This is a genomic window from Teichococcus deserti (assembly GCF_001982615.1).
In the GTDB taxonomy this organism is placed as follows: Bacteria; Pseudomonadota; Alphaproteobacteria; order Acetobacterales; family Acetobacteraceae; genus Pseudoroseomonas; species Pseudoroseomonas deserti.
In genome coordinates, this window is sequence record NZ_MLCO01000013.1 from 37,942 (window position 1) to 64,736 (window position 26,795).

At 70.7% G+C, this 26,795-nt stretch carries 27 protein-coding genes, 2 tRNA genes and 1 pseudogene; 14 read left to right on the forward strand and 16 right to left on the reverse strand.

Annotation, left to right across the window (positions count from 1 at the left end):
• Window positions 1–32: 32 nt before the first annotated feature.
• Window positions 33–1,415 (forward strand): PleD family two-component system response regulator, encoded by a 1,383-nt coding sequence (locus BKE38_RS02205; RefSeq protein WP_076955737.1) that lies wholly within the window; start codon window positions 33–35, stop codon window positions 1,413–1,415.
• A 104-nt stretch (window positions 1,416–1,519) separates the two neighbouring features.
• Here BKE38_RS02205 and rpmG read toward each other — a convergent pair whose 3' ends face one another.
• The 10 genes from rpmG to ruvX all read right to left on the reverse strand — a co-directional run bounded on the left by rpmG (window position 1,520) and on the right by ruvX (window position 14,410).
• Window positions 1,520–1,687 (reverse strand): 50S ribosomal protein L33, encoded by a 168-nt coding sequence (gene rpmG / locus BKE38_RS02210; protein WP_076955738.1) that lies wholly within the window; start codon window positions 1,685–1,687, stop codon window positions 1,520–1,522.
• 188 nt (window positions 1,688–1,875) lie between these two features.
• Window positions 1,876–3,447 (reverse strand): S41 family peptidase, encoded by a 1,572-nt coding sequence (locus BKE38_RS02215; RefSeq protein WP_076955739.1) that lies wholly within the window; start codon window positions 3,445–3,447, stop codon window positions 1,876–1,878.
• Window positions 3,448–3,509: 62 nt separating this feature from the next.
• Window positions 3,510–5,771, reverse strand: a complete 2,262-nt coding sequence (gene rnr, locus BKE38_RS02220; RefSeq protein WP_207553463.1) for a ribonuclease R — start codon at window positions 5,769–5,771, stop codon at window positions 3,510–3,512.
• Entirely contained in the window at window positions 5,768–8,521 is a 2,754-nt protein-coding gene (topA, locus tag BKE38_RS02225; protein ID WP_076955740.1) for a type I DNA topoisomerase, read from the reverse strand. Before topA ends, rnr begins: the two co-directional genes overlap by 4 nt.
• 81 nt (window positions 8,522–8,602) lie before the next feature.
• Window positions 8,603–9,709: a DNA-processing protein DprA gene (gene dprA / locus BKE38_RS02230; RefSeq protein WP_076955741.1), complete on the reverse strand. Its 1,107-nt coding sequence runs from the start codon at window positions 9,707–9,709 to the stop codon at window positions 8,603–8,605.
• Window positions 9,706–10,290 (reverse strand): glycerol-3-phosphate 1-O-acyltransferase PlsY, encoded by a 585-nt coding sequence (plsY, locus tag BKE38_RS02235; protein WP_076955742.1) that lies wholly within the window; start codon window positions 10,288–10,290, stop codon window positions 9,706–9,708. Before plsY ends, dprA begins: the two co-directional genes overlap by 4 nt.
• Window positions 10,290–11,579, reverse strand: a complete 1,290-nt coding sequence (locus BKE38_RS02240; protein WP_076955743.1) for a dihydroorotase — start codon at window positions 11,577–11,579, stop codon at window positions 10,290–10,292. Before BKE38_RS02240 ends, plsY begins: the two co-directional genes overlap by 1 nt.
• Before the next feature lie 8 nt (window positions 11,580–11,587).
• The gene (locus BKE38_RS02245) at window positions 11,588–12,529 is read right to left on the reverse strand and encodes an aspartate carbamoyltransferase catalytic subunit (protein ID WP_076955744.1); all 942 of its coding nucleotides are present in this window, start codon (window positions 12,527–12,529) and stop codon (window positions 11,588–11,590) included.
• Between the two features lie 135 nt (window positions 12,530–12,664).
• Complete coding sequence (locus BKE38_RS02250) at window positions 12,665–13,837, reverse strand: helix-turn-helix transcriptional regulator (protein ID WP_076955745.1); 1,173 nt, start codon at window positions 13,835–13,837, stop codon at window positions 12,665–12,667.
• 90 nt (window positions 13,838–13,927) lie between these two features.
• Entirely contained in the window at window positions 13,928–14,410 is a 483-nt protein-coding gene (ruvX, locus tag BKE38_RS02255) for a Holliday junction resolvase RuvX (RefSeq protein WP_076955746.1), read from the reverse strand.
• A gap of 67 nt (window positions 14,411–14,477) precedes the next feature.
• Here ruvX and gatC point away from each other — a divergent pair, with 67 nt between their 5' ends.
• The 5 genes from gatC to BKE38_RS02280 all read left to right on the forward strand — a co-directional run bounded on the left by gatC (window position 14,478) and on the right by BKE38_RS02280 (window position 18,657).
• Window positions 14,478–14,765 carry an Asp-tRNA(Asn)/Glu-tRNA(Gln) amidotransferase subunit GatC gene (gene gatC / locus BKE38_RS02260; protein WP_076955747.1) on the forward strand — a complete coding sequence of 96 codons (288 nt, stop codon included), beginning with the start codon at window positions 14,478–14,480 and terminating at the stop codon, window positions 14,763–14,765.
• Window positions 14,766–14,771: 6 nt separating this feature from the next.
• A complete protein-coding gene (gatA, locus tag BKE38_RS02265) occupies window positions 14,772–16,253 on the forward strand; it encodes an Asp-tRNA(Asn)/Glu-tRNA(Gln) amidotransferase subunit GatA (protein WP_076955748.1) in 1,482 nt (493 codons plus the stop codon).
• A complete protein-coding gene (gene gatB / locus BKE38_RS02270; protein ID WP_076955749.1) occupies window positions 16,250–17,701 on the forward strand; it encodes an Asp-tRNA(Asn)/Glu-tRNA(Gln) amidotransferase subunit GatB in 1,452 nt (483 codons plus the stop codon). The genes gatA and gatB overlap by 4 nt, the downstream gene beginning before the upstream one ends.
• Window positions 17,702–17,790: 89 nt before the next feature.
• Complete coding sequence (locus BKE38_RS02275) at window positions 17,791–18,420, forward strand: glutathione S-transferase family protein (protein WP_076955750.1); 630 nt, start codon at window positions 17,791–17,793, stop codon at window positions 18,418–18,420.
• Between the two features lie 144 nt (window positions 18,421–18,564).
• Window positions 18,565–18,657, forward strand: a tRNA-Ser gene (locus BKE38_RS02280).
• 201 nt (window positions 18,658–18,858) lie between these two features.
• Here the strand turns inward: BKE38_RS02280 and BKE38_RS31725 are convergent.
• On the reverse strand, window positions 18,859–19,035 hold the full coding sequence (locus BKE38_RS31725; RefSeq protein ID WP_165694091.1) for a hypothetical protein: 177 nt from the start codon (window positions 19,033–19,035) through the stop codon (window positions 18,859–18,861).
• A 111-nt stretch (window positions 19,036–19,146) separates the two neighbouring features.
• The gene (locus BKE38_RS02285) at window positions 19,147–19,377 is read right to left on the reverse strand and encodes a hypothetical protein (RefSeq protein ID WP_076955751.1); all 231 of its coding nucleotides are present in this window, start codon (window positions 19,375–19,377) and stop codon (window positions 19,147–19,149) included.
• 172 nt (window positions 19,378–19,549) lie between these two features.
• On the opposite strand from BKE38_RS02285, the gene BKE38_RS02290 reads away from it, so the two are divergent.
• Complete coding sequence (locus tag BKE38_RS02290; protein ID WP_076955752.1) at window positions 19,550–20,104, forward strand: DNA-3-methyladenine glycosylase I; 555 nt, start codon at window positions 19,550–19,552, stop codon at window positions 20,102–20,104.
• Between the two features lie 79 nt (window positions 20,105–20,183).
• On the opposite strand, the gene BKE38_RS02295 is transcribed toward BKE38_RS02290, so the two are convergent.
• The 4 genes from BKE38_RS02295 to def are packed head-to-tail and all read right to left on the reverse strand — an operon-like array spanning window position 20,184 to window position 22,988.
• Window positions 20,184–20,738, reverse strand: a complete 555-nt coding sequence (locus tag BKE38_RS02295; protein ID WP_076955753.1) for an NUDIX hydrolase — start codon at window positions 20,736–20,738, stop codon at window positions 20,184–20,186.
• 39 nt (window positions 20,739–20,777) lie between these two features.
• Window positions 20,778–21,539, reverse strand: a complete 762-nt coding sequence (truA, locus tag BKE38_RS02300; RefSeq protein WP_076955754.1) for a tRNA pseudouridine(38-40) synthase TruA — start codon at window positions 21,537–21,539, stop codon at window positions 20,778–20,780.
• A gap of 1 nt (window position 21,540) precedes the next feature.
• Window positions 21,541–22,461, reverse strand: a complete 921-nt coding sequence (gene fmt / locus BKE38_RS02305; RefSeq protein ID WP_076955755.1) for a methionyl-tRNA formyltransferase — start codon at window positions 22,459–22,461, stop codon at window positions 21,541–21,543.
• A complete protein-coding gene (def, locus tag BKE38_RS02310; protein WP_076955756.1) occupies window positions 22,458–22,988 on the reverse strand; it encodes a peptide deformylase in 531 nt (176 codons plus the stop codon). The genes fmt and def overlap by 4 nt, the downstream gene beginning before the upstream one ends.
• Window positions 22,989–23,174: 186 nt before the next feature.
• Here def and BKE38_RS02315 point away from each other — a divergent pair, with 186 nt between their 5' ends.
• From BKE38_RS02315 to BKE38_RS02345, 7 genes and pseudogenes are all read left to right on the forward strand, one after another.
• Window positions 23,175–23,678: an Hsp20 family protein gene (locus BKE38_RS02315; RefSeq protein WP_076955757.1), complete on the forward strand. Its 504-nt coding sequence runs from the start codon at window positions 23,175–23,177 to the stop codon at window positions 23,676–23,678.
• A 237-nt stretch (window positions 23,679–23,915) separates the two neighbouring features.
• Complete coding sequence (locus BKE38_RS02320; protein WP_076955758.1) at window positions 23,916–24,158, forward strand: DUF1150 family protein; 243 nt, start codon at window positions 23,916–23,918, stop codon at window positions 24,156–24,158.
• Between the two features lie 190 nt (window positions 24,159–24,348).
• Window positions 24,349–24,423, forward strand: a tRNA-Thr gene (locus tag BKE38_RS02325).
• A 192-nt stretch (window positions 24,424–24,615) separates the two neighbouring features.
• A complete protein-coding gene (locus BKE38_RS02330; RefSeq protein WP_076955759.1) occupies window positions 24,616–25,068 on the forward strand; it encodes a Tat pathway signal protein in 453 nt (150 codons plus the stop codon).
• A gap of 10 nt (window positions 25,069–25,078) precedes the next feature.
• Window positions 25,079–25,846, forward strand: coding sequence for a MotA/TolQ/ExbB proton channel family protein (locus BKE38_RS02335; protein ID WP_083747244.1), 768 nt, complete (start codon window positions 25,079–25,081; stop codon window positions 25,844–25,846).
• 5 nt (window positions 25,847–25,851) lie between these two features.
• On the forward strand, window positions 25,852–26,301 hold the full coding sequence (locus BKE38_RS02340; RefSeq protein ID WP_076955760.1) for an ExbD/TolR family protein: 450 nt from the start codon (window positions 25,852–25,854) through the stop codon (window positions 26,299–26,301).
• Between the two features lie 13 nt (window positions 26,302–26,314).
• Window positions 26,315–26,795 (forward strand): annotated as a pseudogene (locus tag BKE38_RS02345) (hypothetical protein); the annotation flags it as partial.

The following is a 26,795-nucleotide window of genomic DNA, read 5'->3' on the forward strand; positions in this document are numbered from 1 at the left end:
GCAGGGGCAGCCCCTGGCGGGAGATTTGCGGCATGACCGCCCGCGTCCTGGTGGTCGATGACATCGCCGCCAATCTGCGCCTGCTCGAGGCGCGGCTGAACGCCGAATATTACGAGGTCACCCTGGCTTCCTCCGGGCCCGAGGCGCTGCAGCGTGCCGAGGAGTGGATGCCGGACGTCATCCTGCTCGACGTCATGATGCCCGGCATGGACGGCTACGAGGTCTGCCGCCGGCTGAAGGCCAATCCGCTGACCGCGCAGATCCCGGTCGTCATGGTCACCGCTTTGGTCGACCCGGCGGAGCGGGTGCGCGGGCTCGAGGCCGGCGCCGACGACTTCCTCTCGAAGCCCGTGGACCATCCGACGCTCTTCGCCCGGTTGCGCGCCCTGCTGCGCATGAAGCAGGTGCTGGACGCCTTCCGGTTGCGCGCCGAGACCGCCCTCGACCTCGGCTTCGAGCCGCAGGAGCGGCCCTCCGAGAGCATCGCCGGCGCGGCCGTGCTGCTGGCCACCGAGGATGTCAACGAAGCCGAGCTGCTGGGCAGCGTGCTGGCCGCCGAAGGCGTCACCCTGCAGCTCGCTGGCAGCCTGACGGAAGCCTGGGCGGCGCTGTCCCAGGGCCGCCACGACCTGGCGATGCTCAGCCTGTCGTTGGAAGGCGGCGAGGGGCTCCGCTTGGCGTCGCGGCTGCGCGCCCAGGCGGCAACGCGCGATCTGCCGCTGCTGCTGATCGCCGATGCCGACCAGCGTGCGCAGGTGCTGCGCGGCTTCGACCTCGGCGCCAACGACCATGTGCTGCGCCCGGTGGATCCGAACGAGCTGCGCGCCCGCATCCGCAACCAGATCCGCCGGAAGCGCTATCAGGAGCGGCTGCGCGCCGACCTGGACCGCTCGCTGGAGCTGGCGGTAACCGACAGCCTGACTGGGCTGCGCAACCGCCGCTACGTCACCCGCCATCTGGAGGGGCTGCTGCGCGCCGGCGCGGTCGCCGTGCTGCTTCTGGATGTCGACCGCTTCAAGGCGGTGAACGACACTTATGGACATGCCGTCGGCGACCAGGTGCTGCGCGAGGTCGCCGGCCGGATGAAGGAGCATCTGCGTGCCGTCGACGTGGTGGCGCGCTTCGGCGGCGAGGAATTCATCGTCGCCATGGCCGAGACCCAGCAGGAGGAGGCGCTTCAGGTCGCCAACCGCCTGCGCCAGGCCATGGCCGAGCAGCCCGTGGTGATCGGCCAGGCGCAGTCGCTGTCGATTACTGCCAGCATCGGCGTGGCGCTGACCGGGCAGGGGCAAAATCTGGCGACGCTGGTGGCGGCGGCCGATTCGGCGCTCTACCGGGCCAAGGCCAATGGCCGCAACCGGGTCGAGCTGGCCGGCCCCGAGGACTGGAAGAAGAAGGACGCCGATGTCGCCTGAAGAGGGCGCAGGGCGCTAGGCATGAAAAAGGCCGCATCCGAAGATGCGGCCTTTGTCGTGTCTGGACCGGGCAATCCCGACCGCGGCGAGGCCGCGGCAGCGGATCACTTGATCTTCGACTCGCGGAACGCGACGTGCTTCCGGGCGACCGGATCGTACTTGCGCATTTCCATCTTCCCGGTGGTGTTCCGGGTGTTCTTCTTGGTCACATAGAAGTAACCGGTGTCAGCGGTGCTGACGAGCTTGATCAGGATGGTGTTCGACTTGGCCATGACGTTGTTCCGTGGGCGCCGTTGGGGCACCACAAGCCGGGCGACGCAAGGCCGCGCACCCGGGTGCGACGCGAGATGGCGCAACCTAGCCATCTGCGCCCGGCAGTCAAGGGGAAGCTGCGTCCGGGGGGAGTTTTGCCGCTGCTAGTCCGCTGTTTTGCTGCGAATCGGGCCGCGGGAGAGCAGGCTCAGCGCGGCAAGGCGGCGCGGTAGGTCGCCGGGCTGTTCAGCAGGGTGCGCGCAGCCTGGACGTCCAGGTCGCGCCCCTCGGCCGGCGGACAGCTGGCGCGCAGCGCGGTAACTTCGCTGGCCGGCACCGGCGGGCGTGCTAGCCGGGCACGGGCCAGCACCGGGCCCATCGGCGGCTGGCCTTGGCCCAGCATCTGCAGCCCGTTGCGCAGCGCCTCGGCGCCCAGGCTGGTGCAGACCGCCGGCAGCACGCCCAGGCCCTGCACCGGCCAGCCCTGCGGCGCCAGGACGCGCGACCAGGAGATCAGCACCTCCGCCCCATTGGACAGCGGGATGACGATCTGGATCAGCCCTTTTCCCAGGGTGGCGCTGCCGACCACCACCGCGCGGCCGCGATCGCCCAGCGCCGCCGCGACGATCTCGGCGGCCGAGGCGGTGCGGCCATCGACCATGACCACCACCGGCGCGCCCTGGGCCAGGTCGCTGCCGGCGGCGTTCCAGACGCGCTGCGCCTCCGGGTGCCGTCCCAGGCTCTGCGCCACGGGGCCTGCGGACAGGAAGGCGTCGGCGACGGTCATCGCCTGGGTCAGGATGCCGCCGCGATTGCCGCGCAGGTCCAGCACGATGCCGCGCGGCGGGGTGCCTTGGGAGAAGGCCGCATTCAGCGCCGCCGAGACCTGCTCGGTGGTGGTGGCCGAGAAGGCGGCGATGCGCATCCACAGGATGCCGTCCTGCGTCTCGGTCTGCAGCGGCTGCAGCAGCTGGCTGGCGCGGCGCAGGACGACGGAGAGCCGCTGGCCGCCGCGGCGCAGCTCCAGCGCCACCTCGCTGCCCGGCGGGCCCTCCAGCATCTCCGCGGCCATGATGATGCGGCGGGCCGAGATGGCGACGCCGTCGATGCTGCGCAGCACGTCGCCCTCGCGCAGGCCGGCGCGCGCAGCCTCGCCATCGGGCACCAGCGTCGCGATCACCAGCGTGTCGCGCGGCCCGGCGGCGACGCGCAGGCCCAGGCCTGACTGACCGACCCGGCGCTGCCGCGCCTGCCAGGCCTCTTCGGCGGTGATGTAACGGCTATAGGGGTCGAGATGGTTGAAGACCTCGTCGAAGCCGGCCTGCAGCAGCCCTTCCAAGCCGGCGCGGCGCAGCGCCGCCGAGGCCTGCCAGGCCTCGGCGTAGAATTGCGACAGGCTGTCGGCCAGCAGGTCGGGCATGGCGGAGGCTGGCAGCACGACCGGCGCGGCCGGCGGGCGGCCGCGCGTCGCGGCCTCGGGCACCACGCTGACCGGGCGGCCGGGCAGCGGCGCCTCGCGCAGCACGGCCGGACCTTGGCGCAGCCGCAAGTTGCCGTCTTGCACCTCCGCCACCAGGCTGGTGTCGAGCGCGCCCAGGCCGCGGAGCGACCAGAGCGCCAGGTCGCCGGGAGCGGCCGCCTCCAGATGGCGGTCGATGATGGCGGTGAAAGCCTCGCGTAGCACGCTGCGCAGCTGGGCGCGGGAGAAGGTCGATTCGCCCTGCGCCGCGGCCGGTGTCAGCAGGCTCGCCAGCAGCAGCACGAGAAGGAGCGCGGCCATGCCGCGCAGCAGGGCTGGCAGACGGGGACGCGCGAGGCGCGCCGGGAAACGCGCGGCCGCGCCTAGCGCCGTTCCGGGCCGCGCCCGGCGGCTCCCTGCTTGGACTTCGAGGCGGTCTTCTTCGGCGGCGCCCGCCGCACCCGGCTGCGCCGCGCGCCCGGCGCAGGGGCCAGCCCCTCCAGCAATTGGAAGCGCAATCCGCCGGTCAGCGGCACGGCCTCGGCCAGGCGCACCTCCACGGCCTGCCCCAGGGTGAAGGCAAGACGCGTAGAGCGGCCGGAAAGCCGGTGCTCGGCTTCCTCGTAAGTCCATTGATCGTCCGGCAGGGATGAGGATGGCACGAGTCCGCCCGCGCCATTCTCCTCAACCGTGACGAAGAGACCGAAGCGTGTCACCCCTGAAATCCGCGCGGCGAATATGCTGCCGACGCGGGACGCCATGTGGCGCGTCAGATAGCGCTCCAGCGCCTCGCGCTCGGCCGCCGCGGCGCGGCGCTCGGTGCGGGTGATGTGCTCGGCGGTGTCGGGCAGGCGCTCGATCTCGGCATCCTGCAGCCCGTCCTCGCCGAGCTTTAACCCGCGCACCAGGGCGCGGTGCACGACAAGATCGGCATAGCGCCGGATCGGGCTGGTGAAATGGGCATAGCGCGACAGGGCCAGGCCGAAATGGCCGACATTCTCGGGGCTGTAGGCGGCCTGGGATTGCGCGCGCAGCACCGTCTCGTGCAGCAGCCGCGCCTCGGGGCGCTCGCGCATGCGGTCGAGCAGGGCGGCGAAGTGACGCGGCCGCAGCTCGCCGGCGGCGGGCAGGTCGAGCTCCAGCGAGTCGAGGAACTGCCGCAGCGCCTCCAGCTTCTCGTCGGAGGGCCGGTCATGCACACGGTAGAGGCAAGGCTGGCGCAGCCGCTCGAGCTCCTCCGCCGCGCAGACATTGGCGGCGACCATGAACTCCTCGATCAGCCGGTGCGAGTCCAGGCGGGCGCGCGGCAGCACGTCGCGCACCTCGCCCTCGGCATCCATCACCACGCGGCGTTCCGGCAAATCGAGGTCGAGCGTGCCGCGCCGCTCGCGCGCCGCCTGCAGCACGGCGAAGGCGCCATAGAGATGCTCGATCTGCGCGGCGACCGCGGTCTGCGGCGCGCCGGGAGTGCGGGTCGCCTGCACCTCCTCATAGGTCAGCCGCGCCGCCGAGCGCATCAGCCCGCGGCCGAAGCGATGCGCCTGCTTCTGGCCCTGGGCGTCGAAGCGCATCTCGACGAAGAGGCAACCGCGCTCTTCGCCCGGGCGCAGGCTGCAGAGGCCGTTGGACAGCGCCTCGGGCAGCATCGGCACGACGCGGTCGGGGAAATAGACGCTGTTGCCGCGGCCCCAGGCGGCGCGGTCCAGCGCGCTGCCGGGGCGGACATAATGCGCGACATCGGCGATGGCGACGACCAGTTTCCAGCCCTGACCCTCGGGCTCGGCCCAGACAGCGTCATCGAAGTCGCGGGCATCCTCGCCGTCGATGGTGACCAGCGGCAGGTCACGCAGGTCGGTGCGGCCGGTGAGGTCGACGGGCTGCGCGGCGGCAGCCTCGTCCAGCGCCGCCTGATCGAAGCTGTCGGGGATGCGATGCGCGTGGATGCAGAGCAGGGAAACGGCGCGCGGCGCGTCCATCGGGCCCAGCCGCTCGGTGATGCGGGCCGGGCTCAATCCGAAGGGGCGGCCGGGCAGCGGCTCGGCCAGCACCAGCTCGCCATCGACAGCGTCGAGCGAATCCTCCGGCGCCACGCTCCATTCGGCGCGGGCGCGCTTGTCGGTTGGCTGCAGCCGGCCGTCGCGATAGACGCCCAGGAGGCGGGCCGCCGCCCCCATGCCCAGCCGCTTGAAGGTGCGGCCCTCGTAGCGGCCCGGACCGATGGGTTTCAGCCGCGCCACCACCCGCTCGCCCGGCGCCAGCGCCGGCTGTCCGGGGCGCTCCGGCCGCATATAGACCAGCGGCGCGCGGCCACCCCCTTCCCAGGCCAGCGGGCGCGCCAGGGGCTCGCCATCCGCATCGGTGCCGAAGACTTCCACCGGCGCCATCTCGGGCAGGCGCCCAGCGGGCTGCGGCTTGCGGCCGGCCTGGAACAGGGCGCCTTCCCGCTCCAGCGCCTTCAGCAATTCGCGAAGCGCCGGGCGTTGCTCGCTGGTCAGGCCGAAATGCCGGGCAATCTCGCTCTTGCCCGGGCGTCCTTGTGCCTCGCGCAGGTAGCGCCGCAGCGCCTCGCGCGAGGGCAGGGCGGGGGCCGCCGTTTCGAGATCGGCAGCCCGCGCTTCCCGGGGCGTTTCCCCGGACCCGGTCAAGCCTTGGCCTTCGCCGCGCTCTTGGCCTTGGCCGGCGGCTTGGCGGCCGCCGTCTTCGCGCGGGCAGCCGGCGCCTTCGCCGCGCTGCCCTTGGCGGCCGCAGCCTTGGGGGCCGCCTTGCGCGCCGGCTTCGGCTTCGGCGCTGCCTCATCCGCGGCCTCGGCGGCCGGCTTCGCCTTACCCTTGGCCTTGCTGGCGGCACCCTTCTTGCCGAGCGGCGGCAGCTTCTTGCCCTTCTCGGCCAGCAGCAGGACGGCCTGCTCGAGGGTGACGTCTTCCATCTGGGTGCCGCGCGGCAGGCTGGCCACCATGCCGCCATGCTGGGCATAGGGGCCGAAGCGGCCGCGCTTCACCTCCACCGGCTCGCCATCCTTCGGATGCGGCCCCAGCCCGCGCACCTTCGCCTTGGCATCGGCCAGCAGGGCAACGGCACGGTTGATGCCGATGCTGAGGACGTCGTCATCCTTGTCGATCGACTTGAAGATGCTGCCCATCTTCACGTAGGGGCCGAAGCGGCCGATCGCCGTGGTGATCTCGTCGCCGGTCTCGGGATGCAGGCCGATGATGCGGGGCAGGGAGAGTAGCGCCAGGCCCCGCTCCAGGTCGATCGAATCCGGGTCCATGCCGCGCGCCAGGCTGGTGCGCTTGGGCTTCACCGCCTTGCCCTTGGCGTCGGTGCTGCCCTCGCCAAGCTGGACATAGATGCCGTAGGGGCCGCGGCGCATGGTGACCTGGGCGCCAGTCACCGGATCGGTGCCTAGCTCCTTGATGCCGCCGTTCAGCGCGCCTTCGCCCTCGGCCTCGGCGCCGGCCACCGAGAGCGGCCGGGTGTGGCGGCATTCCGGATAGTTGGAACAGCCGATGAAGGCGCCGTTGCGGCCGAGCCGCAGGCCGAGCCGGCCCTGGCCGCAGGCCGGGCAGGCGCGCGGGTCGCCGCCACCATCGGCCGGCTGCGGGAAGAAATGCGGGCCGAGCTCCTCATCCAGCGCGTCGATGACGGCGCTGATGGTCAGGTCCTTGGTGGCGACGATGGCAGCGTTGAAGTCCTGCCAGAAGGCGCGCATCACCGCGCGCCAGTCGGCCCGGCCGTCGGAAATCTCGTCGAGCTGCTCTTCCAGCGTCGCGGTGAAGCCGGTGTCGACATAGCGCTCGAAGAAGTTCACCAGGAAGGCGGTGACCAGCCGGCCGCGGTCCTCGGGCACGAAGCGCCGCTTGTCGATCTTGACGTAGTCGCGGTCCTGCAGGGTCTGCAGGATGGAGGCGTAGGTAGAGGGGCGGCCGATGCCGAGCTCCTCCATCTTCTTCACCAGGCTGGCCTCGGAATAGCGCGGCGGCGGCTGGGTGAAGTGCTGGTCGGCCTGGGCCGCGGTCAGCTTCGCCGGGTCCTTCTCGCGCATCGGCGGCAGGGTGCGGCTGTCCTCGTCCTCGCTGCCGGCGGCGCCCGCGGGGGCGTCGTCGACATCCTCGCGGTACAGCTTCAGGAAGCCGTCGAAGGCGATGACGCTGCCGGTGGCGCGCAGCTTGGTCTTGCCCGAGGGCTCGACCAGCTCGACCGCGGTCTGGTCCAGCTCGGCCGACTGCATCTGGCTGGCAACGGCGCGCTTCCAGACCAGCTCGTAGAGGCGGCGCTGCTCCGGCGTCAGGAAGCGGGCGACCTGCTCCGGCGTTCGGGTCACGTCGGTCGGGCGGATCGCCTCATGCGCTTCCTGGGCGTTTTTCGCCTTGGAGGAGTATTCACGCGGGGCGGCCGGCACGTAGTCGGGACCAAAGGCGGATTTCACATGGTCGCGGATGGCGAACATCGCCTCCCGCGCCATCTGCACGCCGTCGGTCCGCATATAGGTGATCAGACCGACCGTCTCGCCCTGGATATCGACGCCCTCGTAGAGCTGCTGCGCCTGGCGCATGGTCTGCTGCGCGCCGAAGCCGAGCTTGCGCGAGGCCTCCTGCTGCAGGGTCGAGGTGGTGAAGGGCGGCGGCGGGTTGCGCCGGGTGCGCTTCTTCTCGACGCTGGCAATGGAGAAGCTGCCGGCCTCGACGGCGGCCTTGGCGCGGTTGGCGCTGGCCTCGTCGTTGAGGTCGAACTGCTCGAGCCGCTTGCCGTCCAGATGGGTCAGCCGGGCGGAGAAGGGGGCGCCGGCGGGCGTCAGGAAGCGTCCCTCGACCGTCCAGTACTCGCGCGCCCGGAACACCTCGATCTCGGCCTCGCGCTCGCAGATCAGGCGGAGGGCCACCGACTGCACGCGGCCGGCCGAGCGGCTGCCCGGCAGCTTGCGCCACAGCACGGGCGAGAGGGTGAAGCCCACCAGATAGTCCAGCGCGCGGCGCGCCAGATAGGCGTCGATCAGCGGCGTGTCGAGCTCGCGCGGGTGGGCGACCGCATGCTGGATGGCGCGCTTGGTGATCTCGTTGAAGGTGATCCGGTGGACGGTCACGCCCTTCAGCGCGCCCTTCTGCCGCAGCATCTCCTGCACATGCCAGGAGATCGCCTCGCCCTCGCGATCCGGGTCGGTGGCCAGATAGAGGTTGCGCGCACCCTTGACCGCCTTGGCAATGGCCGAGACCTGCTTCTCGCCGCGATCCTCCGCCGTCCAGTCCATGGCGAAGTCCTCGTCCGGGCGGACGCTGCCATCCTTGGCGGGCAGGTCGCGCACATGGCCGAAGCTGGCCAGGACGGTGAAGTCCTGCCCGAGATACTTGTTGATGGTCTTCGCCTTGGCCGGCGATTCGACGACGACGACGTCGGTCATGGCGGGTGCGGTGCGCTTTCTCTGCTCGCCCAGGGGCGGAACTGCCCGGGGCCAGGCTGCTGAACGGCTCAGTTGATGCTTCTAGCCTAATCCGCTGCGGACCACCCGGTTTCCCGGCAGGACCTCGATCCGTCCCTCCAGTTCGAGCTCGAACAGCAGGGCCTGCACCGCAGCGGCAGAGAGGTGGCAGCGTCGCATCAACTCGTCAACCACAACCGGCGAAGCCCCTATCAGATCAAGCAGTTGCGCGTCCGGCTCGGCGCCGCCGGGCGGCAAGGGCGGGGTTTCGGGCAGGTTTTTCGCTGCCGGGCGCGGGGCGAGCAGCGGCATCTCACGGGGCGCCGAGGGCAAATTCGCGAGAACGTCATCGACGCGCTCGGTCAGCCAGGCACCCTGCCGCAGCAGGTCGTTGGCGCCGGCCGAGCGCGGATCCAGCGGATGTCCCGGCACCGCGAAGATCTCCCGCCCGGCATCAAGAGCGAGGCGCGCGGTCATCAGCGTGCCCGAATTCAGCGCTGCCTCGACCACCACCACGCCAAGGCTGAGGCCAGCGATGATGCGGTTGCGGCGCGGGAAGTGGCGGGCGATGGGGGCGGTGCCAAGCGGCGCCTCGGCGACCACGGCACCATGCTCGGCGATCAGCCCCTGCAGCTCGGCATGCTCGGGCGGATAGGCGCGGTCCAGCCCGCCGGGGATGACGGCGATGGTGCGGCCGCCGCGCAGGGCGCCGACATGCGCGGCGCCGTCGATGCCGCGGGCCAGGCCCGAGGTGACGACGACACCGGCCCGCGCCAGCGCCTCGGCCAGCTCGCCGGCGAAGCGGCGGCCGAGGGCGGTGGCATGGCGGGCACCGACCAGCGCGACCTGCCGCTGCCGCAGCAGGCCGGCATCGCCAATGACGGCAAGCGCCGGCGGCGCGTCGGACAGCTGCGCCAGCAGCGGTGGATAGTCCGGGTCGTCGATGAAGATGAAGCGGCCACCCAGGCCAGCGACGGCCTCCAGCTCGCGCTGAATGCGGGCCGGCGGCGGTGGACGGTAGGTGAGGCCGCGGCCGGCGCCGGGCAGCGCGTCGAGGACGGCGGCGGCGCTGCCGTGGCGCGTCAGCAGGCGGCGGAAGGTCAGCGGGCCGACGCCCTCGGTGCGGGCCAGACGCAGACGGGCCAGCACGCTGCCTTCCGCAGATGTCATGTCTTGCGGCCGATCCGCGGCTCGGTGCCGGCCAGCAGGCGGCGGATATTCTCGTGGTGGCGGGCGATGATGATGGCGGCCAGCACGAAGGCGAAGCCCGCCAGCATCCAGTCCCCGGTCAGCAGCGCGATCACCGGCGCCGCGGCGCAGGCGGTCAGCGCCGAGGCCGAGGAGATCCTGGTCACCCTGGCCATGACCACCCAGATCACCGCGCAGACCAGGCCGAGCCACCAGGCGGCGGCCAGCAGCACGCCGGCGCCGGTGGCGACGCCCTTGCCGCCCTTGAAGCCCAGCCAGACCGGGAAGACATGGCCGATCAGCGCGGCGAGGCCGGCCAGGAGCCCGGCCTCCCGGCCCCAGAGCGCGGTCAGCAGCAGCACCGGCACCACGCCCTTCAGCGCGTCCAGCAGCAGCGTCGCCGCCGCCACCTTCTTGTTGCCGGTGCGCAGCACGTTGGTGGCGCCGATATTGCCGCTGCCGATCTGGCGAATGTCGCCCAGACCGGCGGCGCGGGTCAGCAGCAGCCCATAGGGCACCGACCCCGAGAGATAGCCGATGACGGCCGCTGCCAGCAGCAGCATCAGCCGAACACCCGGCGGCCGGCCTTCCAGGTGCCCAGCACCCGGCCTTCCAGGGCGCGCCCGTCGAAAGGCGAGTTCTGCGCTTTGCCTGGCAGCTTGCCGGCCTCGACCTTCCAGGCGCGCTCCAGGTCGAAGAGCACCAGGTCGGCCGGAGCGCCGCGCTCCAGCCGGCCGGCCTCGATGCCCAGCAGGGCGGCGGGACGGCTGGTCAGCAGTGCCAGCGCGGTGCCGAGCTGCAGGTCGCCGGCATGGACGCGGGCGAGGGTGATGCCCAGCAGCGTCGCCAGCCCGGTGCCGCCGGCCGAGGCCTGGGCAAAGGGCAGGCGCTTGTCGTCGGGATCGGCCGGCTGGTGGTCGGAAGCAATGGCGTCCACCGTGCCGTCGGCCAGGGCTGCCACCACCGCCAGCCGGTCCTCCTCCCGCCGCAGCGGGGGGGAGAGCTTGGCATAGGTGCGGAAGTCGCCGATCGCCGTTTCATTCAGGTCGAAATAGGGCGGCGCGGTGTCGCAAGTGACCTTCAGCCCCTCGGCCTTGGCGCCGCGGATCAGCTCGAGCGCGGCAGCCGTCGAGACATGGGCGAAATGCACATGGCCGCCGGTCAGCCGGGCGAGGGCGATATCGCGCATCACCATCATGGCTTCCGCCGCCGGCGGGATGCCGGGCAGGCCCATGCGGGTCGCCTGCTCGCCCTCGGTGGCAGCGCCGCCCTTGGCCAGCGCCGGCTCCTCCGGATGCTGCACGACGAAGGCACCGAAGGCCCGGGCATAGGACAGCGCCAGCCGCATGGTGCGGGCATTGGCGATGGCCTTGCCGCCATCGGTGAAGGCGATGGCGCCGGCCTCCTTCAGCAGGCCGAACTCGGAAAGCTCCTGGCCGGCGCAGCCCTTGGTGGCGGCCCCATAGGGCAGCACGCTCAGGCTGCCGGTGGCCTCGCCCTTGCGCAGCAGGAACTGCACCAGGGCCGGATCGTCCAGCGCCGGCTGGGTGTCGGGCAGGGCGCAGACCGTGGTGATGCCGCCGGCCGCGGCGGCGATGGCGGCCGATTCGATGGTCTCGCGGTATTCGGCGCCGGGCTCGCCCAGCGCCGCGCGCAGGTCGACCAGGCCGGGGGCCAGGACCGCGCCACCGCAATCGATGACGGTGGCGCCGTCCGGCTGGCCGAGCGAGCCGCCATGGTCGGCGATGCGCCCGCCGCTGACCAGCAGGCTGCCCGGGGCATCGAGGCCGCTCGCCGGATCGACCAGCCGCGCATTGACGAACAGGGTGTCGGGGATGGTGGTCAGGGACATCGGAAGGGTCACCGCGCGTTGCGACGCTGGTTGCGCGAGAGGATGTCGAGCACCGCCATGCGGACCGCGACCCCCATCTCCACCTGCTCGCCGATCACGCTGCGCACCGGGTCGTCGGCGATGGCGCTGTCGATCTCGACGCCGCGATTCATCGGGCCGGGATGCATGACGATGGCATCCGGCTTGGCCAGGGCCAGCTTGGCGGCGTCCAGCCCGTAGAAGCGGAAGAACTCGCGGGCGGAGGGCACCAGGCCGCCCGCCATGCGCTCCTTCTGCAGGCGCAGCATCATGACGACGTCGACGTCCTTCAGCCCGGCCTTCATGTCGTGGAAGACCTCGACGCCCAGCCGCCCGGCCTCGGCGGGGATCAGCGTCGGCGGGCCGACCAGCCGGACCCGGCAGTTCATCGCCAGCAGCAGGTGGATGTTGCTGCGCGCCACCCGGCTGTGCAGCACGTCGCCGCAGATGGCGACGGTCAGGTTCTCCAGCTGGCCTTTGCGGCGGCGGATGGTCAGTGCGTCGAGCAGCGCCTGGGTCGGGTGCTCATGCGTGCCGTCGCCGGCATTGATCACCGCGGCGTCAACCTTCTGGCTCAGCAGCGCCGGCGCGCCGGACTGGGCGTGGCGCACCACCAGCAGGTCGCAATGCATGGCGTTCAGGGTGGAGGCGGTGTCGAGCAGCGTCTCGCCCTTGTTCACGCTGCTGTTCGAGACCGACATGTTGATCACATCGGCGCCCAGCCGCTTGCCGGCCAGCTCGAAGCTGGTGCGGGTGCGGGTGCTGTCCTCGAAGAACAGGTTGATCAGCGTGCGGCCCTTGAGCAGGTCGCGCTGAGTCTTCCCGCTGCGGTTCAGCAGCGCGTAGGATTCCGCCAGATCCAGCAGATCGGCGATATAGGGCGGCTCCAGACCCTGCAGGGCGAGGAGGTGCCGGTGAGGATATGGCAGCATGAGGACCAGTCCGGCTAGAGGCGGGGGACCATAGCCAGAGGCGACGCCGGCCGGAAGGGGCGGGCTGCGGGGCGGCCGGTCATGCCTGCGGTCAGGGCAGGGCTGTGGCGCGCGCGACGGCCCGACCGGCATGTCCTACCCTTCGGGTCCGGCCAGGCGGGGCAGCGAGAGCAGCAGCCGCAGCAGCTCGCCCTGGCGGTTGGTGCCGGTCTTGGCCAGCAGCGACTGAACCTGGCTGCGCAGCGTGGTCAGGCGGACGCCGCGCTGGGTCGCCACCTCCTCGACACTGAGGCCGGTGGCCAGGCTGGCCGCGACCTCGGCCTCGGCCCGGGTCACGCCGAACATGGTGATCACCTGGTCGGCCAGCTGATTCGGCCGGGCATTGGGGTCGGTCACCATCATCAGCGCCAGCGGCCCGGGCAGGATCGGCAGCTCGCCGAGGCCGAGCGGCGCGCCGGTCGCCTCGGGGCGGAAGGGCACCATCATCAGCGCCATGGCCAGCCGGCCATCGGCCCGGCCGCAGCGCATCGAGCCGCCGCTGCGCAGCGCGCCGGCGCTGGTGGTGGCCTGGGCGAGGAGCGTTGCAAACATCGCGTCGCCGCCGGGCTGCAGCATGCGCAGCCGGCCCTCGGTGGTCTGCAGCATCGGCCCGCCGCGGTCGAGCAGCATGCGCCGCGCCGACCGGTTCATGAAGAGCGGCCGGCGGTCCGGCTTCAGGATGGCGAGGCCGATCGCCAGCGCGTCCACAGCGGCGAAGCCGATGCCGGCCACCGCTTGGCTGCTGCGCAGCCGGTCCTCGACCCGGATGGCGCGCAGCAGATGTGGCCAGACCTGGCGGATCAGCTGCGACTGGCCAGCGGTGAAGGGTCCCATCTCGCGCGGCCTAGCCAAGCCCAGCACCAGCATCTTGTCGTCCAGCTCGCCCCGGCTATGCGCGGCGTAGAAGGCGTTGCCCATGCGGTGGCGCAGCAGGTCATTATAGAATTCCGAGCCTTCGACCTCGACCTCGCTCAGATAGTCCTGGCTAAGATGGGTGTGGCCGTCCAGCGCCGGGCCCTGCCGCTGCAGGAACAGGTCGCGGCTGAAGAAATGGCTCTCGTAATCGGCGGCGACATCAGCAGGCAGGTTGCGGGCAGCCAGCACGGCGGTGCGCTGCTGCCGCGTGTCGCTCAGATGCAGCGCCGCCGTCTGCGCGCCCACCATCTCGGCGACATCGTCGATGATATCCGGCCAGCCACGCTCCCCGGTCGGGCCGGTGGCCAGAGCGTAGATATCCCCGATCAGCGATGCCAGGCGATCCTCTGCCATGCCGGACCTTGTGCTACCGCGCTGATGCAATGTGACCGATCAGCCGCGGTTGCGCCAGTGTCACGTTAACGGAAGCGTGAAGTCTCCCTGTCACAGTGGCAATGCTGCCGCACCGGACGAGGCGTCCAGCGCTGCCTGCAGCATATAGGCCGCTGCCGCGGCATCCACCGCCTTCGCCCGCTTGGCACGCGTCAGATCGGCCTCCTGGATCAGCATGCGATTGACCGCCGCCGAGGACAGCCGCTCGTCCCACAGCGCCGCCGGCAGGCCGGTCGCGGCGGAGAGGGCAATGGCCCAGTCCTTGGCCGCCTGGGCCGCCGGGCCGAAGCTGCCGTCGAGGCCGAGCGGCAGGCCGACCACCAGACCGCCGGCGCCCTCCCGGCTGGCGATGGCGGCGATCTCCGCGGCATTGACGCCGAGCTTGGCCCGGGCCAGGCCGCGATAGGGGCTGGCCAGCATCAGCGACACGTCGGACAGCGCGACGCCAACGATCTTCTTCCCCGGATCGAGGCCGATCAGCCTCTGGCCGGGGGAAAGGGTGGCGCGAAGCTCGCTCAGGTTGATGATAGGCATGCCGGTGTTTATGGTCCGGCCCCGTTTGCGCGCAAACCCGACCTGTCACTTCCGGAAGAAAAACAGAATGTCGCTCGACACCGCCACAGTCAGGCGCGTCGCCTCGCTTGCCCGCCTCAGGGTGGAGGAGGCCGAACTGCCCCGCCTCGAGGCCGAACTCAATGGCATCCTGGGCTGGATCGAGCAGCTCCAGGCGGTCGACACCACGGGCGTCGAGCCGATGGCCGGCGGCGGCGCCGAGCAGCTGCGCCTGCGCGAGGACCGGGTGACCGACGGCGGCATCCAGCAGCAGGTGCTGGCCAATGCGCCGGACCGCGCCGATGTCTTCTTCTCGGTCCCCAAGGTGGTGGAGTAAGCCACGATGACCGCAGCCACCGATTTCACCATCGCCGGCGCCCGGGCCGCGCTGGCCCGCCGCGAGATCAGCGCGACCGAGCTGGCCACCGCCCATCTGGACGCTATCGCCGCGCTCAATCCGCGGGTGAACGCCTATATCACCGTGACGCCCGAGGTGGCGCTGGCCCAGGCCGCCGCTGCCGACGCCGCGCTGTCCAAGGGCGAGGCCGGGCCGCTGACCGGCATCCCGCTGGCGGTCAAGGACCTGTTCTGCACCGCCGGCACCCGCACCACGGCGGCCAGCAAGATCCTGGGCGACTTCAAGCCACCCTATGAGAGCACGGTGACCTCGCAGCTGCTGCGCGACGGCGCGGTCTTCCTGGGCAAGGCCAATCTCGACGAATTTGCCATGGGCTCCTCCAACGAGAGCTCGGCCTTCGGCGGCGTCGAGAACCCCTGGAAGCGGCAGGGTGACGATGCCGTGCTGGTGCCCGGCGGCTCCTCCGGCGGCTCGGCCGCAGCGGTCGCGGCGCGGCTGGCGCTGGGGGCCACGGCCACCGACACCGGCGGCTCGATCCGCCAGCCGGCGGCCTTCTGCGGCATCGTCGGCATCAAGCCGACCTATGGCCGCTGCTCGCGTTTCGGCATTGTGGCTTACGCCTCCAGCCTCGACCAGGCCGGACCGGTGGCGCGCACCGTCGAGGATTGCGCCATCCTGCTGAACTCGATGGCCGGCTTCGACCCGAAGGATTCGACCAGCGCCGACCGCGCCGTGCCGGACTTCGCTGCCGCCGTGGCGCGTGGCGTGAAGGGCCTGCGCATCGGCATCCCGCGCGAATACCGGGTCGAGGGCCTGTCGCCCGAGATCGACGCGCTGTGGCGCAAGGGCATGGAGTGGCTGAAGGCCGAGGGCGCGACCCTGGTCGACATCAGCTTGCCGCACACGAAATACGCACTGCCGACTTATTATATCGTGGCGCCGGCCGAGGCCTCCTCCAACCTCGCCCGCTATGACGGCGTGCGCTTCGGCATCCGAGAGGAAGGCGCCGACCTCAAGGATCTCTACGAGCGCAGCCGCGCCGCCGGCTTCGGGGCCGAGGTGAAGCGCCGCATCCTGATCGGCACCTATGTGCTCTCGGCCGGCTATTACGACGCCTATTACGTCAAGGCGCAGCAGGTGCGGGCGCTGATCAAGCGCGACTTCGACCAGGCCTGGGGTCAGGTCGACGCCATCCTGACCCCCGCCACGCCCACCGCCGCCTTCGGCCGGGACGAGACGCAGGACGACCCTGTGGCCATGTATCTGAACGACGTCTTCACCATCACCGCCAATCTGGCGGGCATCCCGGGCATGTCGGTTCCCGCCGGGCTCGACGCCCGCGGCCTGCCGCTCGGCTTGCAGATCCTCGGCCGTCCCTTCGACGAGGAGACGGTCTTCGCCGTCGGCGGCGCCATCGAGCGCGTCGCCGGCTTCACCGCCACCCCGTCGGTGAGGGCCGCGGCATGAGCTACACCATCGAAGGCAGCACCGGCACCTGGGAGGTCGTCATCGGCCTTGAGGTGCATGCGCAGGTGACCTCGGAGGCGAAGCTGTTCAGCGGCGCGGCCACCACCTTCGGCGCCGAGCCGAACAGCCAGGTCAGCTTCATCGATGCCGGCTTCCCCGGCATGCTGCCGGTGATCAACGGCGAATGCGTGGCGCAGGCGGTGCGCACCGGCCTCGGGCTGAACGCCCAGGTCAATCTGTGGTCGCGCTTCGATCGCAAGAACTATTTCTACGCCGATCTGCCGCAGGGCTATCAGATCAGCCAGTTCGCCTATCCTATCATCGGCACCGGCCAGATCGAGATCCAGCTGGCCGACGGCAGCACCAAGCAGATCGGCATCACCCGCCTGCATCTGGAGCAGGATGCCGGCAAGTCGTTGCATGACCAGCATCCAACCAAGAGCTACATCGACCTGAACCGGTCGGGCGTGGCGCTGATGGAAATCGTCTCGGAACCCGATCTTCGTTCGCCTGAGGAGGCGGGTGCCTATCTGACGAAACTGAGACAGATCCTGCGCTACCTCGGCACCTGCGACGGCAATATGGAGCAGGGGTCGCTGCGCGCCGACGTCAACGTCTCCGTGCGCCGGCCGGGCGAGGGGTTCCGCACCCGCTGCGAGGTCAAGAACGTCAACTCGATCCGCTTCGTCATGCAGGCGGTCGAGGCCGAGGCGCGGCGCCAGGTCGAGCTCTGGGAAGGCGGCGAGGAGGTGGTGCAGGAGACCCGCCTGTTCGACACCACCCGCGGCGTGACGCGGTCGATGCGCTCCAAGGAGGATGCGCATGACTACCGCTACTTCCCCGATCCCGACCTGCCGCCGCTGGTCATCGAGCAGGCCTGGGTCGACCAGCTGAAGGCCGCCTTGCCGGAGCTGCCGGATGCCCGCCGCGCCCGCTATGTCGGCGATTTCGGCCTGACGCCCTATGACGCGCATGTGCTGACGCTGGAGAAGGAGACGGCCGCCTTCTACGAGACCGTCGCCAAGGGCCGCGACCCCAAGGTCGCCGCCAACTGGCTGACCGGCGACTTCTTCGCCGGCCTGAACCGCACCGGCCATTCCATCGGCGACAGCCCGGTGACGGCGGCGCATCTGGGCGAGCTGCTCGACCTGATTGCCGACAGCACTCTCTCCGGCAAGCTGGCCAAGGAGGTGCTGGAGGTCATGTTCGAGACCGGCAAGGCCCCGGGCGTGGTGGTCGAGGAGCGGGGCCTGAAGCAGGTCACCGACACCGGCGCGATCGAGGCGGTGATCGACCAGGTGATGGCCGCCAATGCCGGCAAGGTCGAGGAATACCGCAGCGGCAAGGACAAGCTGTTCGGCTTCTTTGTCGGCCAGACGATGAAGGCCATGCAGGGCAAGGGCAATCCGGCCCTGGTCAACGAGCTGCTGAAGACCAAGCTGGGCTGACCGCGCGGCTTCCGTGACGGCGCCGGGGCTGACGCAGGCCCCGGCGCGTGCTTCCCTGGCTGCAACATCGGCAAAGGAAGCGCCAGGCCATGATCACCCTCTACAGCTGGAACACCCCCAATGGCCGCAAGATCAGCGTGGCCCTGGAGGAGATGGGGCTGCCCTATAAGGTCGAGGTCATCGACATCACCAAGGGCCAGCAGTTCCAACCCGATTTCCTGGCCATCTCCCCGAACAACCGCATCCCGGCGATCGTCGACGAGGAAGGGCCTGACGGAAAGCCGGTCAGCGTCTTTGAGTCCGGCGCCATCCTGCTCTACCTCGCCGAGAAGACCGGGCGCTTCCTGCCGGCCGATCCGCGTGGCCGGATCGCCGTCTGGGAATGGCTGATGTGGCAGATGGGCGGCTTCGGCCCGATGCCCGGCCAGGTGCACCATTTCCTGGGCCGCCCCGAGGGGGCCGCGCGCGACTATGGGCTGGAGCGCTACGGTGCCGAGACGCGCCGCCTCTACGGCGTGCTGGACCGCCGCCTGACCGGGCGCGACTTCGTGGCGAGCGAGGGCGAGCCCAGCATCGCCGACTTCGCCATTCTTGGCTGGGCCTGGCGGCATGAACGGCACAAGGTCAATCTCGCCGACTTCCCGGCGGTCGGCGCCTGGTATGCGCGGATGATGGCGCGGCCGGCGGTGGCACGTGGTATGTCGGCGCATCTGGGCTGAAAGCCGCGGCCCGGGGCAGGGCGGCGAAACCTTCGCCGTTCTATCCCCAGGTTTTTCGCCCGAAAGTGCCCCGCATGGTTTGACGGCGGGAGGCCAGGACGCTAGAAGCAGCCTCGCATACGCCGTGTAACTTCAATACCCTGCGGAGGGGTGGCCGAGTGGCCGAAGGCGGCGGTTTGCTAAACCGTTAAAGGGGGATAACCCCTTTCGTGGGTTCGAATCCCATCCCCTCCGCCATCCTCTCTCCCCACTCTGACGATACGAGGTCATCCCCAAAATGGATGACCTTTAAACATATGGCGCGTGGCTACTTCGTCGCGCCTCGCCATAGTGCGGCCTTGACCTTGGCGAGAAGCCGAAATCCTCATTGGTCCAAGTCAGTTAGCGTTCCGCGTGCCTTGGCTCGGCCATCGGGCAATGGCGCCGCGACCCCGGCTGTCAGGCGGGCTGATGCAGAATGCTGTCGTAGATGGCATTTAGAATGTCGACGTGGCCCTGGATCAGCTGCGCCAGCTGGTCGGCCAACTGCGCATGATCCCCGGCGGCGACGTCGTGCAGATCGACATCGGCCAGCTCGCCAGAGGCCTTGTGCTGGGACGGTCGATGGTCGGTCATCGAACGATCCTCGGTTGATGCCCGGAGGCTATCAGCCAGGACGCGGGCCGACCCATACAGGAGGCCTATGGACCCGATAGCCGACTTTGCCCATCGGGACCTTCCGCAGCCTCAGGCCAGGGCGTGGGCGCCGGGCGGGGAGAGGAAAGCGTCGATCTCGGCGCGGGCGCGCTGGATGACCTCGGTCAAGCCGTTAGGCTCAGAGTTGGTCACCACGGCCAGCTTCTGCCGGGCGGCGGCGAGACCGGCCGGGACGTAAACATGCACCGCCCATCCCGTGTCGCCGAACTCCTTGACTTCCATCGGGAAGGAACGGTGGTACCGGAGCTCGATGTAGGCCATGCCCTGCCTCCCCTGGATAGCCGGCTGCTGGTCTAGGACAGGCCAGCAGCCTGCACCACCGCGGAGTGCGGGTGGTTGTGCGGACGCCTTCAATCCAGGGTTGGAAGTTTCGGCGAGACTTCGGACGCAGCGCCGCCTGTGCTAGGGCGAGGCATCAAGGGAGAGGGCGCCGATGGCCGAGGTGATGCGCTGCCGCTGGGCCACCAGCGATGTCGTGATGCAGAAGTACCACGACGAGGAATGGGGCAGGCCCGTGCGCGACAGCCGCATGCTGTGGGAAATGCTGATGCTGGAGGGGTTCCAGGCCGGCCTCTCCTGGCTGACCATCCTGCGCCGGCGGGAGGGCTTTCGGGCTGCCTTCCGCGACTTCGATCCGGTGGCGGTGGCCGCTTTCGGGTCCGAGGATGTCGAGCGTCTGATGGGCGATGCCGGCATCATCCGGGCGCGGGCGAAGATCGAGGCGACCATCGGCAATGCCCGCGCCTATCTGGCGATGCAGGCCGCCGGCGAGGAGTTCGCCGAGTTCGCCTGGCAGTTCGTCGATGGCGCGCCGATCGTCGGCGACGGCGTGGCGCTGCCGGCGAAGACGCCGCTGTCGGAGCAGATTTCGGCGGCGCTGAAGAAGCGCGGCTTCAAGTTCGTCGGCCCGGTGATCGTCTATGCCTGGATGCAGGCGGTGGGCCTGGTCGACGACCATGCCAGCAGCTGCTTCTGCCGCCAGCGCTGAGTTGCCCCGGTCGATCCAGGAAGCAGAAACAGAAGGGGGCGCGGGGGGATATCCTCCCACCGCCCTTGCTCGCTGCCGATCAGACGCTGGTCGCCGTTCCCGGCAGCGGTGTCATGCCGCGTTGATCTTCCGGAGGATTGGTGGCCGGAGCCCCCAGCGGCGTGTGGCGCGTGGCCTGCCAGTGATGCAGCGCCCAATGCACCGAGGGAAAGGCGATCTCGGCCCAGGGGATGTCTTCCCAGGCGAAAAAACGCGTCTCCAGGCTTTCCGGCCCAGGGGCAATGCCTGGCTCGGCCAGGCTGGCGCGGAACAGGATCTGCACCTGGCCAATGCGGGCGATCGAATAGACCGCCAGGATGCCCTCTATGGCGATGCGGGCGCTGGCTTCCTCGAAGGCCTCGCGGGCGGCGCCTTCGGCCACGGTCTCGCCCAGCTCCATGAAGCCGGCAGGCAGGGTCCAGAAGCCGCTGCGCGGCGGGATGGCGCGGCGGCAGAGCAGCACGCGCCCGCCATCGACGACCACGGCGCCGGCGACGATCTTGGGATTCTCGTAGTTGATGAAGCCGCAGTCGGCGCAGGTCAGGCGCTCGCGGTCTTCACCTTCGGGGATCACGCGGTGGAAATGCCCGGCCATGCCGCCAGCCTGCCGCTCCCGGCGGCCGGCCGCAAGCCGTCAGCACCAGTCGAGCGGCGCCGGATAGCGGGCGGTGAGGAAGGTCAGGCCCTCGGCGGGGGCGTTCTGGCCGGCGAGCGTGCGATCGCGCCCATCAAGCAATTGGCGCACCCAGGGCACCGGGCGGCGGCCGAGCCCGACCTGCATCAGGCTGCCCACCATGTTGCGCACCTGGTGGTGCAGGAAGCTGCGGGCGGCGGTGTGGACCAGGATTTCGTCGCCCTCGCGGCGCACGTCGAGCTGGTTGAGGGTGCGCAGCGCGTCCTTGGCCTGGCAGGCGGCGGCGCGGAAGGCGGAGAAGTCGTGGCGGCCCAGGATGGTCTGGGCGGCCGCGTGCATGGCCTCAGCATCGACGGCCTGGGGCACGTGCCAGACCCGCCCGGCCAGCAGCGCCGGCCGCGCCCGGCGGTTGAGGATGCGGTAGCGGTAGCTGCGGCCGATGCAGGAGAAGCGGGCCGACCAGTCCTCCGGCGCCCGGGCGGCGGCGATGACTGAGACCGGGTGGGGGCGGCTATAGGCGTTCAGCGCCTCGCGCAGGCGCAGCGGCGGCAGATCGGCGGCGACGTCGATCTGCACCACCTGGCCCTCGGCATGGACGCCGGCATCGGTGCGGCCGGAGGCCTGGGTGGCGGCGGGGACGCCGCCGTTCAGCGGGGCGGCGCAGTCCTCCAGCACCTGCTGCACGGAAAGGCCTGTGGTCTGGCGCTGCCAGCCGACGAAGGGCGCGCCGTCATACTCGACCAGCAGGGCGTAGCGCGGCATGTCAGCCCAGCCGGCTGCCGGGCGGCAGGGCGTAGCCGCGCAGGAAAGCCTCTGCCGGCATGGTGCCGCGGCCGGCGCGCTGCAGCCGCAGCAGGCGCAGCGCGCCCTGGCCGCAGGCGATGCGCGGGCCGGCGTCGAGCACGGTGCCCGGTGGGACAGGGGCGTCGAGCGGCTCGGGCTCGGCCTCCAGCACACGCAGGACCTCGCCGCCATGCTGGAAATAGGTGCCGGGCCAGGGGTTGAGCGCGCGGATGCGGCGGTCGAGGGCGGCGGCGTCCTGGCTCCAGTCAAGCGCGCCGTCGGGCTTGCTCAGCTTGGGGGCATAGGTGACGCCCGCCTCGGGCTGCGGCACGGCGGCCGGGTTCTCATCCAGCGCCTGCAGGATCAGCTGGCCGCCGAGCTCGGCCAGGGCGTCGTGGACCGCCGGCGTCCCGTCGCGCGGGCCGATCGGCACGCTGCCCTTCAGCAGCATCGGGCCGGTGTCGAGGCCTTCGTCCATCTGCATGATGGTGATGCCGGTCTCGGCGTCGCCGGCCAGGATGGCGGCCTGGATCGGCCCGGCGCCGCGCCAGCGCGGCAGCAGCGAGGCATGGATGTTCAGGCAGCCGCGGCGCGGCGCGTCCAGCATCTCGCGCGGCAGGATCAGGCCATAGGCGGCAACCACGGCGACATCAAGGTCGAGGGCACGGAAGGCCTCGTGCTCGGCCGTGTCGCGGCGGACGCGGACCGGGTGACGCACCGGCAAAGTGAGCTCCAGCGCCGCGCGATGCACCGGGCAGGGGGTTTCTTTCTGGCCTCGCCCGGCGGGACGCGGCGGCTGGGTGTAGACGGCCGCGATCTCATGCCCCGCCGCGTGCAGGGCACGCAGGGCGGGCACCGAGAAATCGGGGCTGCCCATGAAGGCGAGGCGGAGCTTCTTCATTCGTCGCGGCCTTTGGCCTTCAGCTCCTTGGCCAGCTTGCGCAGCATCATGTTGCGCTTCAGCGCCGAAAGATGGTCGACGAAGAGCACGCCGTTCAGGTGGTCGATCTCGTGCTGCAGGCAGGTGGCCATCAGCCCGTCGGCGGTCATCTCGCGCTTGGCGCCGTCGAGGTCGAGCCAGCGCACCTTCACCTCGGCCGGGCGGACGACCTCGGCATACTGGTTCGGCAGCGAGAGGCAGCCTTCCTCGCGTGCCGCGAGCTGCTCGCTGGCGGCGACGATCTCGGGATTGACCATGACATAGGGCTGCGGCTGGTCGTCAGGCTGCAGGTCGATGACCACCAGCCGCAGCAACTCGCCGATCTGCGGCGCGGCCAAGCCGATGCCGGGCGCCTTGTACATGGTCGCGAGCATGCGGGGGGCCAGGGCGCGCACCGCTTCGGTGTCGCCGGGGCCGACGGGGCGGGCCTTGGCGCGCAGCTTCGCGTCAGGGACCAGCAGGATGGGCAGCAGGGCAGGGTCGGACATGGAACGGGTGCTCTAGCTTCTGGGCGGCGCGGCTTCAACTGCCGAGGCCAGAGGGCGGCCCTGCGCTCAGGGGCCGCGAGGGGCGGGGCCTCTTGCATCCGGCGGCGGAGCGCACAAACTGTTGTGGCGTGGCGGGGTGCTTCGGGCCCCGCCGCGGCTCGCTCATCGGAGGAGTTCCTGACTGCCATGTCTCGTTCGTCGCTTTTCGGCTCGCCGCTGTTTCTCGGCTTCGACCATCTGGAGCAGATGCTCGACCGGGTGGCGAAGAATGCCGACGGCTATCCCCCGTACAATATCGAGCAGACCGCCGAGAACAGGCTGCGCATCACGCTGGCCGTCGCCGGCTTCAGCATGGACGACCTGCAGATCACGCAGGAGGACAATCAGCTGGTGGTGCGCGGCAAGCAGAGGGACGAGAGTGAAGGCCGGGTCTTCCTGCATCGCGGCATCGCTGCCAGGCAGTTCCACCGCGCCTTCGTCCTGGCCGAGGGGATCGATGTCGAGGGCGCCTGGCTGGATAACGGGCTGCTGCATATCGACCTGAAGCGGCCGCAGCCGGCGGTGCGGGTCAAGGCGATCCAGATCGGCATGCGCGGCAGCCAGGGTGGCCGGGCCGTGGTGCAGGGCTCCCCGCAGGAGGAGGGCCAGGTCGCCGTTGGCCAGGTGCCGGTGGGTCAGATCACCGGCTGAGGCCCTGAGCCAGACTCTGGCGCCTGCCGATGCGCCGGCGCCAGAAGCCTGCGAATTATGACGCTTCGGCACAAAATGGCCGCAAAACCTTCAGGCTTCCCGGGCATTGTCCTTGGTGATCCGCTCCCGAGGAGGGGCGGAGACACGGGCAGGGAAGACCAAGTACGTTCACCGCGGTGCGTCCATGAGCGCCGCAGCGCCGGGCCCAGACCGGGACGGCAGAAGGAGATTCCCACGATGAACAAGGAAGGTCCTACACGCCCCTTCGCCGCCGCAGATGCGCTGCGGCAGCTCGCGCCCGCCGACTGGGCGCGCTTCGGGGCGGAGCAGATCGCCTATATCCGCCCGATCGTCATGGACGGCGCGCCGGCGGTGGCCATCCATGCCGCCGATGGCACGCAGATCGGCGCGGCGCCCGATACCAGCCTGGCCACGGCCGCCATTTTGCAGCACGAGATGTTGCCGGTCCTGGTCCATTAGGGCCCTCTGGCTGTCCTCACGCGCACCGACCTGGGTGCGACAGGCTTTGGCGCCGCGCTCCTTCCGGGCGCGGCGCGGTTGTTTCCCAGAGGTTTTTCCGCGACGCCGCGGGATCCTGGCCTCCGCGTCAGGAAAGCTGCGGAAGGTGGTTGCCCTGCCGCCGCAACCCCGCTAGATAGCGGCCCGCGGCGCCGACGTAGCTCAGCGGTAGAGCAACTGATTCGTAATCAGTAGGTCCCCGGTTCAATCCCGGGCGTCGGCACCAGCCCCTCCAGAACATCGCCTTCACCAGCACGGCAGCCGGACGATCGGCGTGTCGTCGTTCGGCGTTCTTGCGCCGCTTGCCCGGCGTGGGCCGCAAGACTGTTTCCGCGACTGATTATTGAGAGTCATTCGCATTGCAACCACCTCTCATTAGCGGCATAAGCCATCGCAGATGCGAAAGGGTAATGCCGAGATGCCGCTCCGCCGGATCCTCTCCGCCTTCGGGCTGATCGCCGCGCTCGCCGTGATGGGGGCCGTGGGCCTCGCTGGCCAGGCCCAGGCGCAGGGCCAGACGGCGAAGATCGGGCTGGAGCTGAACCGGCTGGAAAGCCGTCCGGAAGGTTGCCGGGTGTGGCTGCTGCTGCGCAACCCGGCGCCCGAGGCGGTCGATCCCTTGCGCCTGGACCTGCTGATCTTCGGCAAGGACGGGGTGATCGCCCGCCGGCTGGCGCTGGATGTCGGCCCCCTGCCGCAGGAAAAGACCATGGCCCGTATCTTCGACCTGGCCAGCCAGCCGTGTGACGGGATCGGCGCGGTGCTGCTGAACGACCTTCTGGCCTGCGGCGGCACCCCCGAGAGCCGGGCCGCCTGCCTGCCGCGTCTAGCGCTCGCCTCGCGCGTCGATGGCGTCACTTTCGAGAAGTAAGGAGGTCGCGATGAACCCGACCGAGACCGTGACCGCCGTCCCCGGCGTCGTTCCTGGCGTCGACGCCGCCATCGCCGCTGCGGGCCATGGCCCGGACATGTCGATGCTCGGCCTGTTCATGCAGGCCGACTGGGTGGTCAAGGCGGTGATGATCGCGCTTGCGCTGGCCTCCATCATCTGCTGGGCGATCATCGTCGAGAAGTCGCTGCTGCTCGGTCGGCTGAAGCGGGAGATCCGCGGCCTGCTGGCCGCCGCCGCGCCGGGCGCCGGGCAAGGCCTGCCTTCGCCGCAGGGCGAGGGGCTGGCTGCCCGCGTGCTGCGCGCCGGCACCCGCGAGTGGCGCGACGGCCGCGAGCAGGGCGAGAGCCGCTTCGAGTACCGGCACCGCATGGAGCATGCGATGCGCCACGCCCTGTCCGGCGAGTTGCGCCGGGTCGAGCCGGGGCTGCCTTTCCTGGCCACCACCGGCGCTGTCGCCCCCTTCATCGGGCTGTTCGGCACCGTCTGGGGCATCATGAACAGCTTCGCCGGCATCGCGCAGAGCAACGACACCAGCCTGGCGGTGGTCGCCCCCGGCATCGCCGAGGCGCTGTTCGCGACCGCGATCGGCCTGATCGCTGCCATCCCGGCCGTCATGGCCTATAACCGGCTGCTGGTGCGGCTCGGCCGGCTGCGCGCCGACGGGCAGTCCGCCGCCGCCGACCTGGCCGCCAGCCTGTCGCGCCGCCCGCCCAGCCTGGCCGCCGCCAGTGCCAGCCGCAGCGCGGCGGCGGAGTAAGCCGGATGGCCTTCGCTGGCCCGAGCCACAGCGGCGGGGATGACGACGCCCCGCTGCCGATGGCGGACATGAACGTCACCCCGCTGGTCGACGTCATGCTGGTGCTGCTGATCGTCTTCATGGTGGCGGCACCGATGATGGTCGTTGGCGTGCCGGTGAACCTGCCGAAGACCGCCGCCCCCCGCGCCGCCGCACCGCGGCCGCCGGTGGTGCTGACAGTCGGTCCCGACGGCAAGGTCTATCTCCGCCAGGATGAGATCGCCGTCGCCGACCTGCCGGCCCGCCTGGCCGAACTGCACAAGAACGACCCCGAGGCGCCGGTCTATGTCCGCGGCGACCGCGCCGTGCCCTATGGCGAGGTGCTGCGGGTGATGGGCCGGGTGACCCAGGCGGGCATCACCCGCGTGTCGCTGATCGCCGAGGCGGAAGCGTCGGCGCCGGTCCAGGCGCGCTGACGGCGGGGCCATCATGAGCACGCTGAGCCTGCAAGGACCCCGCCTCGCCGGATGGGGGATCACCGCCATCCTGCATGGCGGGGTGCTGGCCATCCTGATCTTCGGCCTGCCGGAGCATGCGCCGCCGCCGGCCATCGTGCCGCTGGAGATGATCGCGCCACCCTCCGCGCCCGAGGTCGCGCAGGAGGAGCCAGCCCCGGTGACCGAGCGGGTCGACGCCGTCGAGCCGCCGGCGCCGCAATCCAGCACCACCCCCCCGCCGCCATCCGTCACCCAGGCGCCGCCGGAGCCGCTGCAGACGACCCAGCCGCCGCCCGAGGTGACGGCGATGGAGCCGCCGCCGCCGGAGGCCGCACAGGAGCCGGAGGTCGCACCGCCGGTCGAGCCGGAGACGCTGCAGGCCGTGGTGCCGGAGGCCGAGCGCCCGCCGGAGCCGGACACCCTGCCGCTGCTGGAAGCCGAGGGGCCGCCGCCGCCGCCCCTGTCCCTTATAA

Bases quoted from the DNA above. Each gene is read 5' to 3' on its own strand.
- BKE38_RS02205 (WP_076955737.1), top strand. From the start codon at position 33: ATGACCGCCCGCGTCCTGGTGGTCGATGACATCGCCGCCAATCTGCGC.
- rpmG (WP_076955738.1), bottom strand. From the start codon at position 1,687: ATGGCCAAGTCGAACACCATCCTGATCAAGCTCGTCAGCACCGCTGAC.
- BKE38_RS02215 (WP_076955739.1), bottom strand. From the start codon at position 3,447: ATGGCCGCGCTCCTTCTCGTGCTGCTGCTGGCGAGCCTGCTGACACCG.
- topA (WP_076955740.1), bottom strand. From the start codon at position 8,521: ATGACCGACGTCGTCGTCGTCGAATCGCCGGCCAAGGCGAAGACCATC.
- dprA (WP_076955741.1), bottom strand. From the start codon at position 9,709: ATGACATCTGCGGAAGGCAGCGTGCTGGCCCGTCTGCGTCTGGCCCGC.
- plsY (WP_076955742.1), bottom strand. From the start codon at position 10,290: ATGCTGCTGCTGGCAGCGGCCGTCATCGGCTATCTCTCGGGGTCGGTG.
- BKE38_RS02240 (WP_076955743.1), bottom strand. From the start codon at position 11,579: ATGTCCCTGACCACCATCCCCGACACCCTGTTCGTCAATGCGCGGCTG.
- BKE38_RS02245 (WP_076955744.1), bottom strand. From the start codon at position 12,529: ATGCTGCCATATCCTCACCGGCACCTCCTCGCCCTGCAGGGTCTGGAG.
- BKE38_RS02250 (WP_076955745.1), bottom strand. From the start codon at position 13,837: ATGGCAGAGGATCGCCTGGCATCGCTGATCGGGGATATCTACGCTCTG.
- ruvX (WP_076955746.1), bottom strand. From the start codon at position 14,410: ATGCCTATCATCAACCTGAGCGAGCTTCGCGCCACCCTTTCCCCCGGC.
- gatC (WP_076955747.1), top strand. From the start codon at position 14,478: ATGTCGCTCGACACCGCCACAGTCAGGCGCGTCGCCTCGCTTGCCCGC.
- gatA (WP_076955748.1), top strand. From the start codon at position 14,772: ATGACCGCAGCCACCGATTTCACCATCGCCGGCGCCCGGGCCGCGCTG.
- gatB (WP_076955749.1), top strand. From the start codon at position 16,250: ATGAGCTACACCATCGAAGGCAGCACCGGCACCTGGGAGGTCGTCATC.
- BKE38_RS02275 (WP_076955750.1), top strand. From the start codon at position 17,791: ATGATCACCCTCTACAGCTGGAACACCCCCAATGGCCGCAAGATCAGC.
- BKE38_RS31725 (WP_165694091.1), bottom strand. From the start codon at position 19,035: ATGACCGACCATCGACCGTCCCAGCACAAGGCCTCTGGCGAGCTGGCC.
- BKE38_RS02285 (WP_076955751.1), bottom strand. From the start codon at position 19,377: ATGGCCTACATCGAGCTCCGGTACCACCGTTCCTTCCCGATGGAAGTC.
- BKE38_RS02290 (WP_076955752.1), top strand. From the start codon at position 19,550: ATGGCCGAGGTGATGCGCTGCCGCTGGGCCACCAGCGATGTCGTGATG.
- BKE38_RS02295 (WP_076955753.1), bottom strand. From the start codon at position 20,738: ATGGCCGGGCATTTCCACCGCGTGATCCCCGAAGGTGAAGACCGCGAG.
- truA (WP_076955754.1), bottom strand. From the start codon at position 21,539: ATGCCGCGCTACGCCCTGCTGGTCGAGTATGACGGCGCGCCCTTCGTC.
- fmt (WP_076955755.1), bottom strand. From the start codon at position 22,461: ATGAAGAAGCTCCGCCTCGCCTTCATGGGCAGCCCCGATTTCTCGGTG.
- def (WP_076955756.1), bottom strand. From the start codon at position 22,988: ATGTCCGACCCTGCCCTGCTGCCCATCCTGCTGGTCCCTGACGCGAAG.
- BKE38_RS02315 (WP_076955757.1), top strand. From the start codon at position 23,175: ATGTCTCGTTCGTCGCTTTTCGGCTCGCCGCTGTTTCTCGGCTTCGAC.
- BKE38_RS02320 (WP_076955758.1), top strand. From the start codon at position 23,916: ATGAACAAGGAAGGTCCTACACGCCCCTTCGCCGCCGCAGATGCGCTG.
- BKE38_RS02330 (WP_076955759.1), top strand. From the start codon at position 24,616: ATGCCGCTCCGCCGGATCCTCTCCGCCTTCGGGCTGATCGCCGCGCTC.
- BKE38_RS02335 (WP_083747244.1), top strand. From the start codon at position 25,079: ATGAACCCGACCGAGACCGTGACCGCCGTCCCCGGCGTCGTTCCTGGC.
- BKE38_RS02340 (WP_076955760.1), top strand. From the start codon at position 25,852: ATGGCCTTCGCTGGCCCGAGCCACAGCGGCGGGGATGACGACGCCCCG.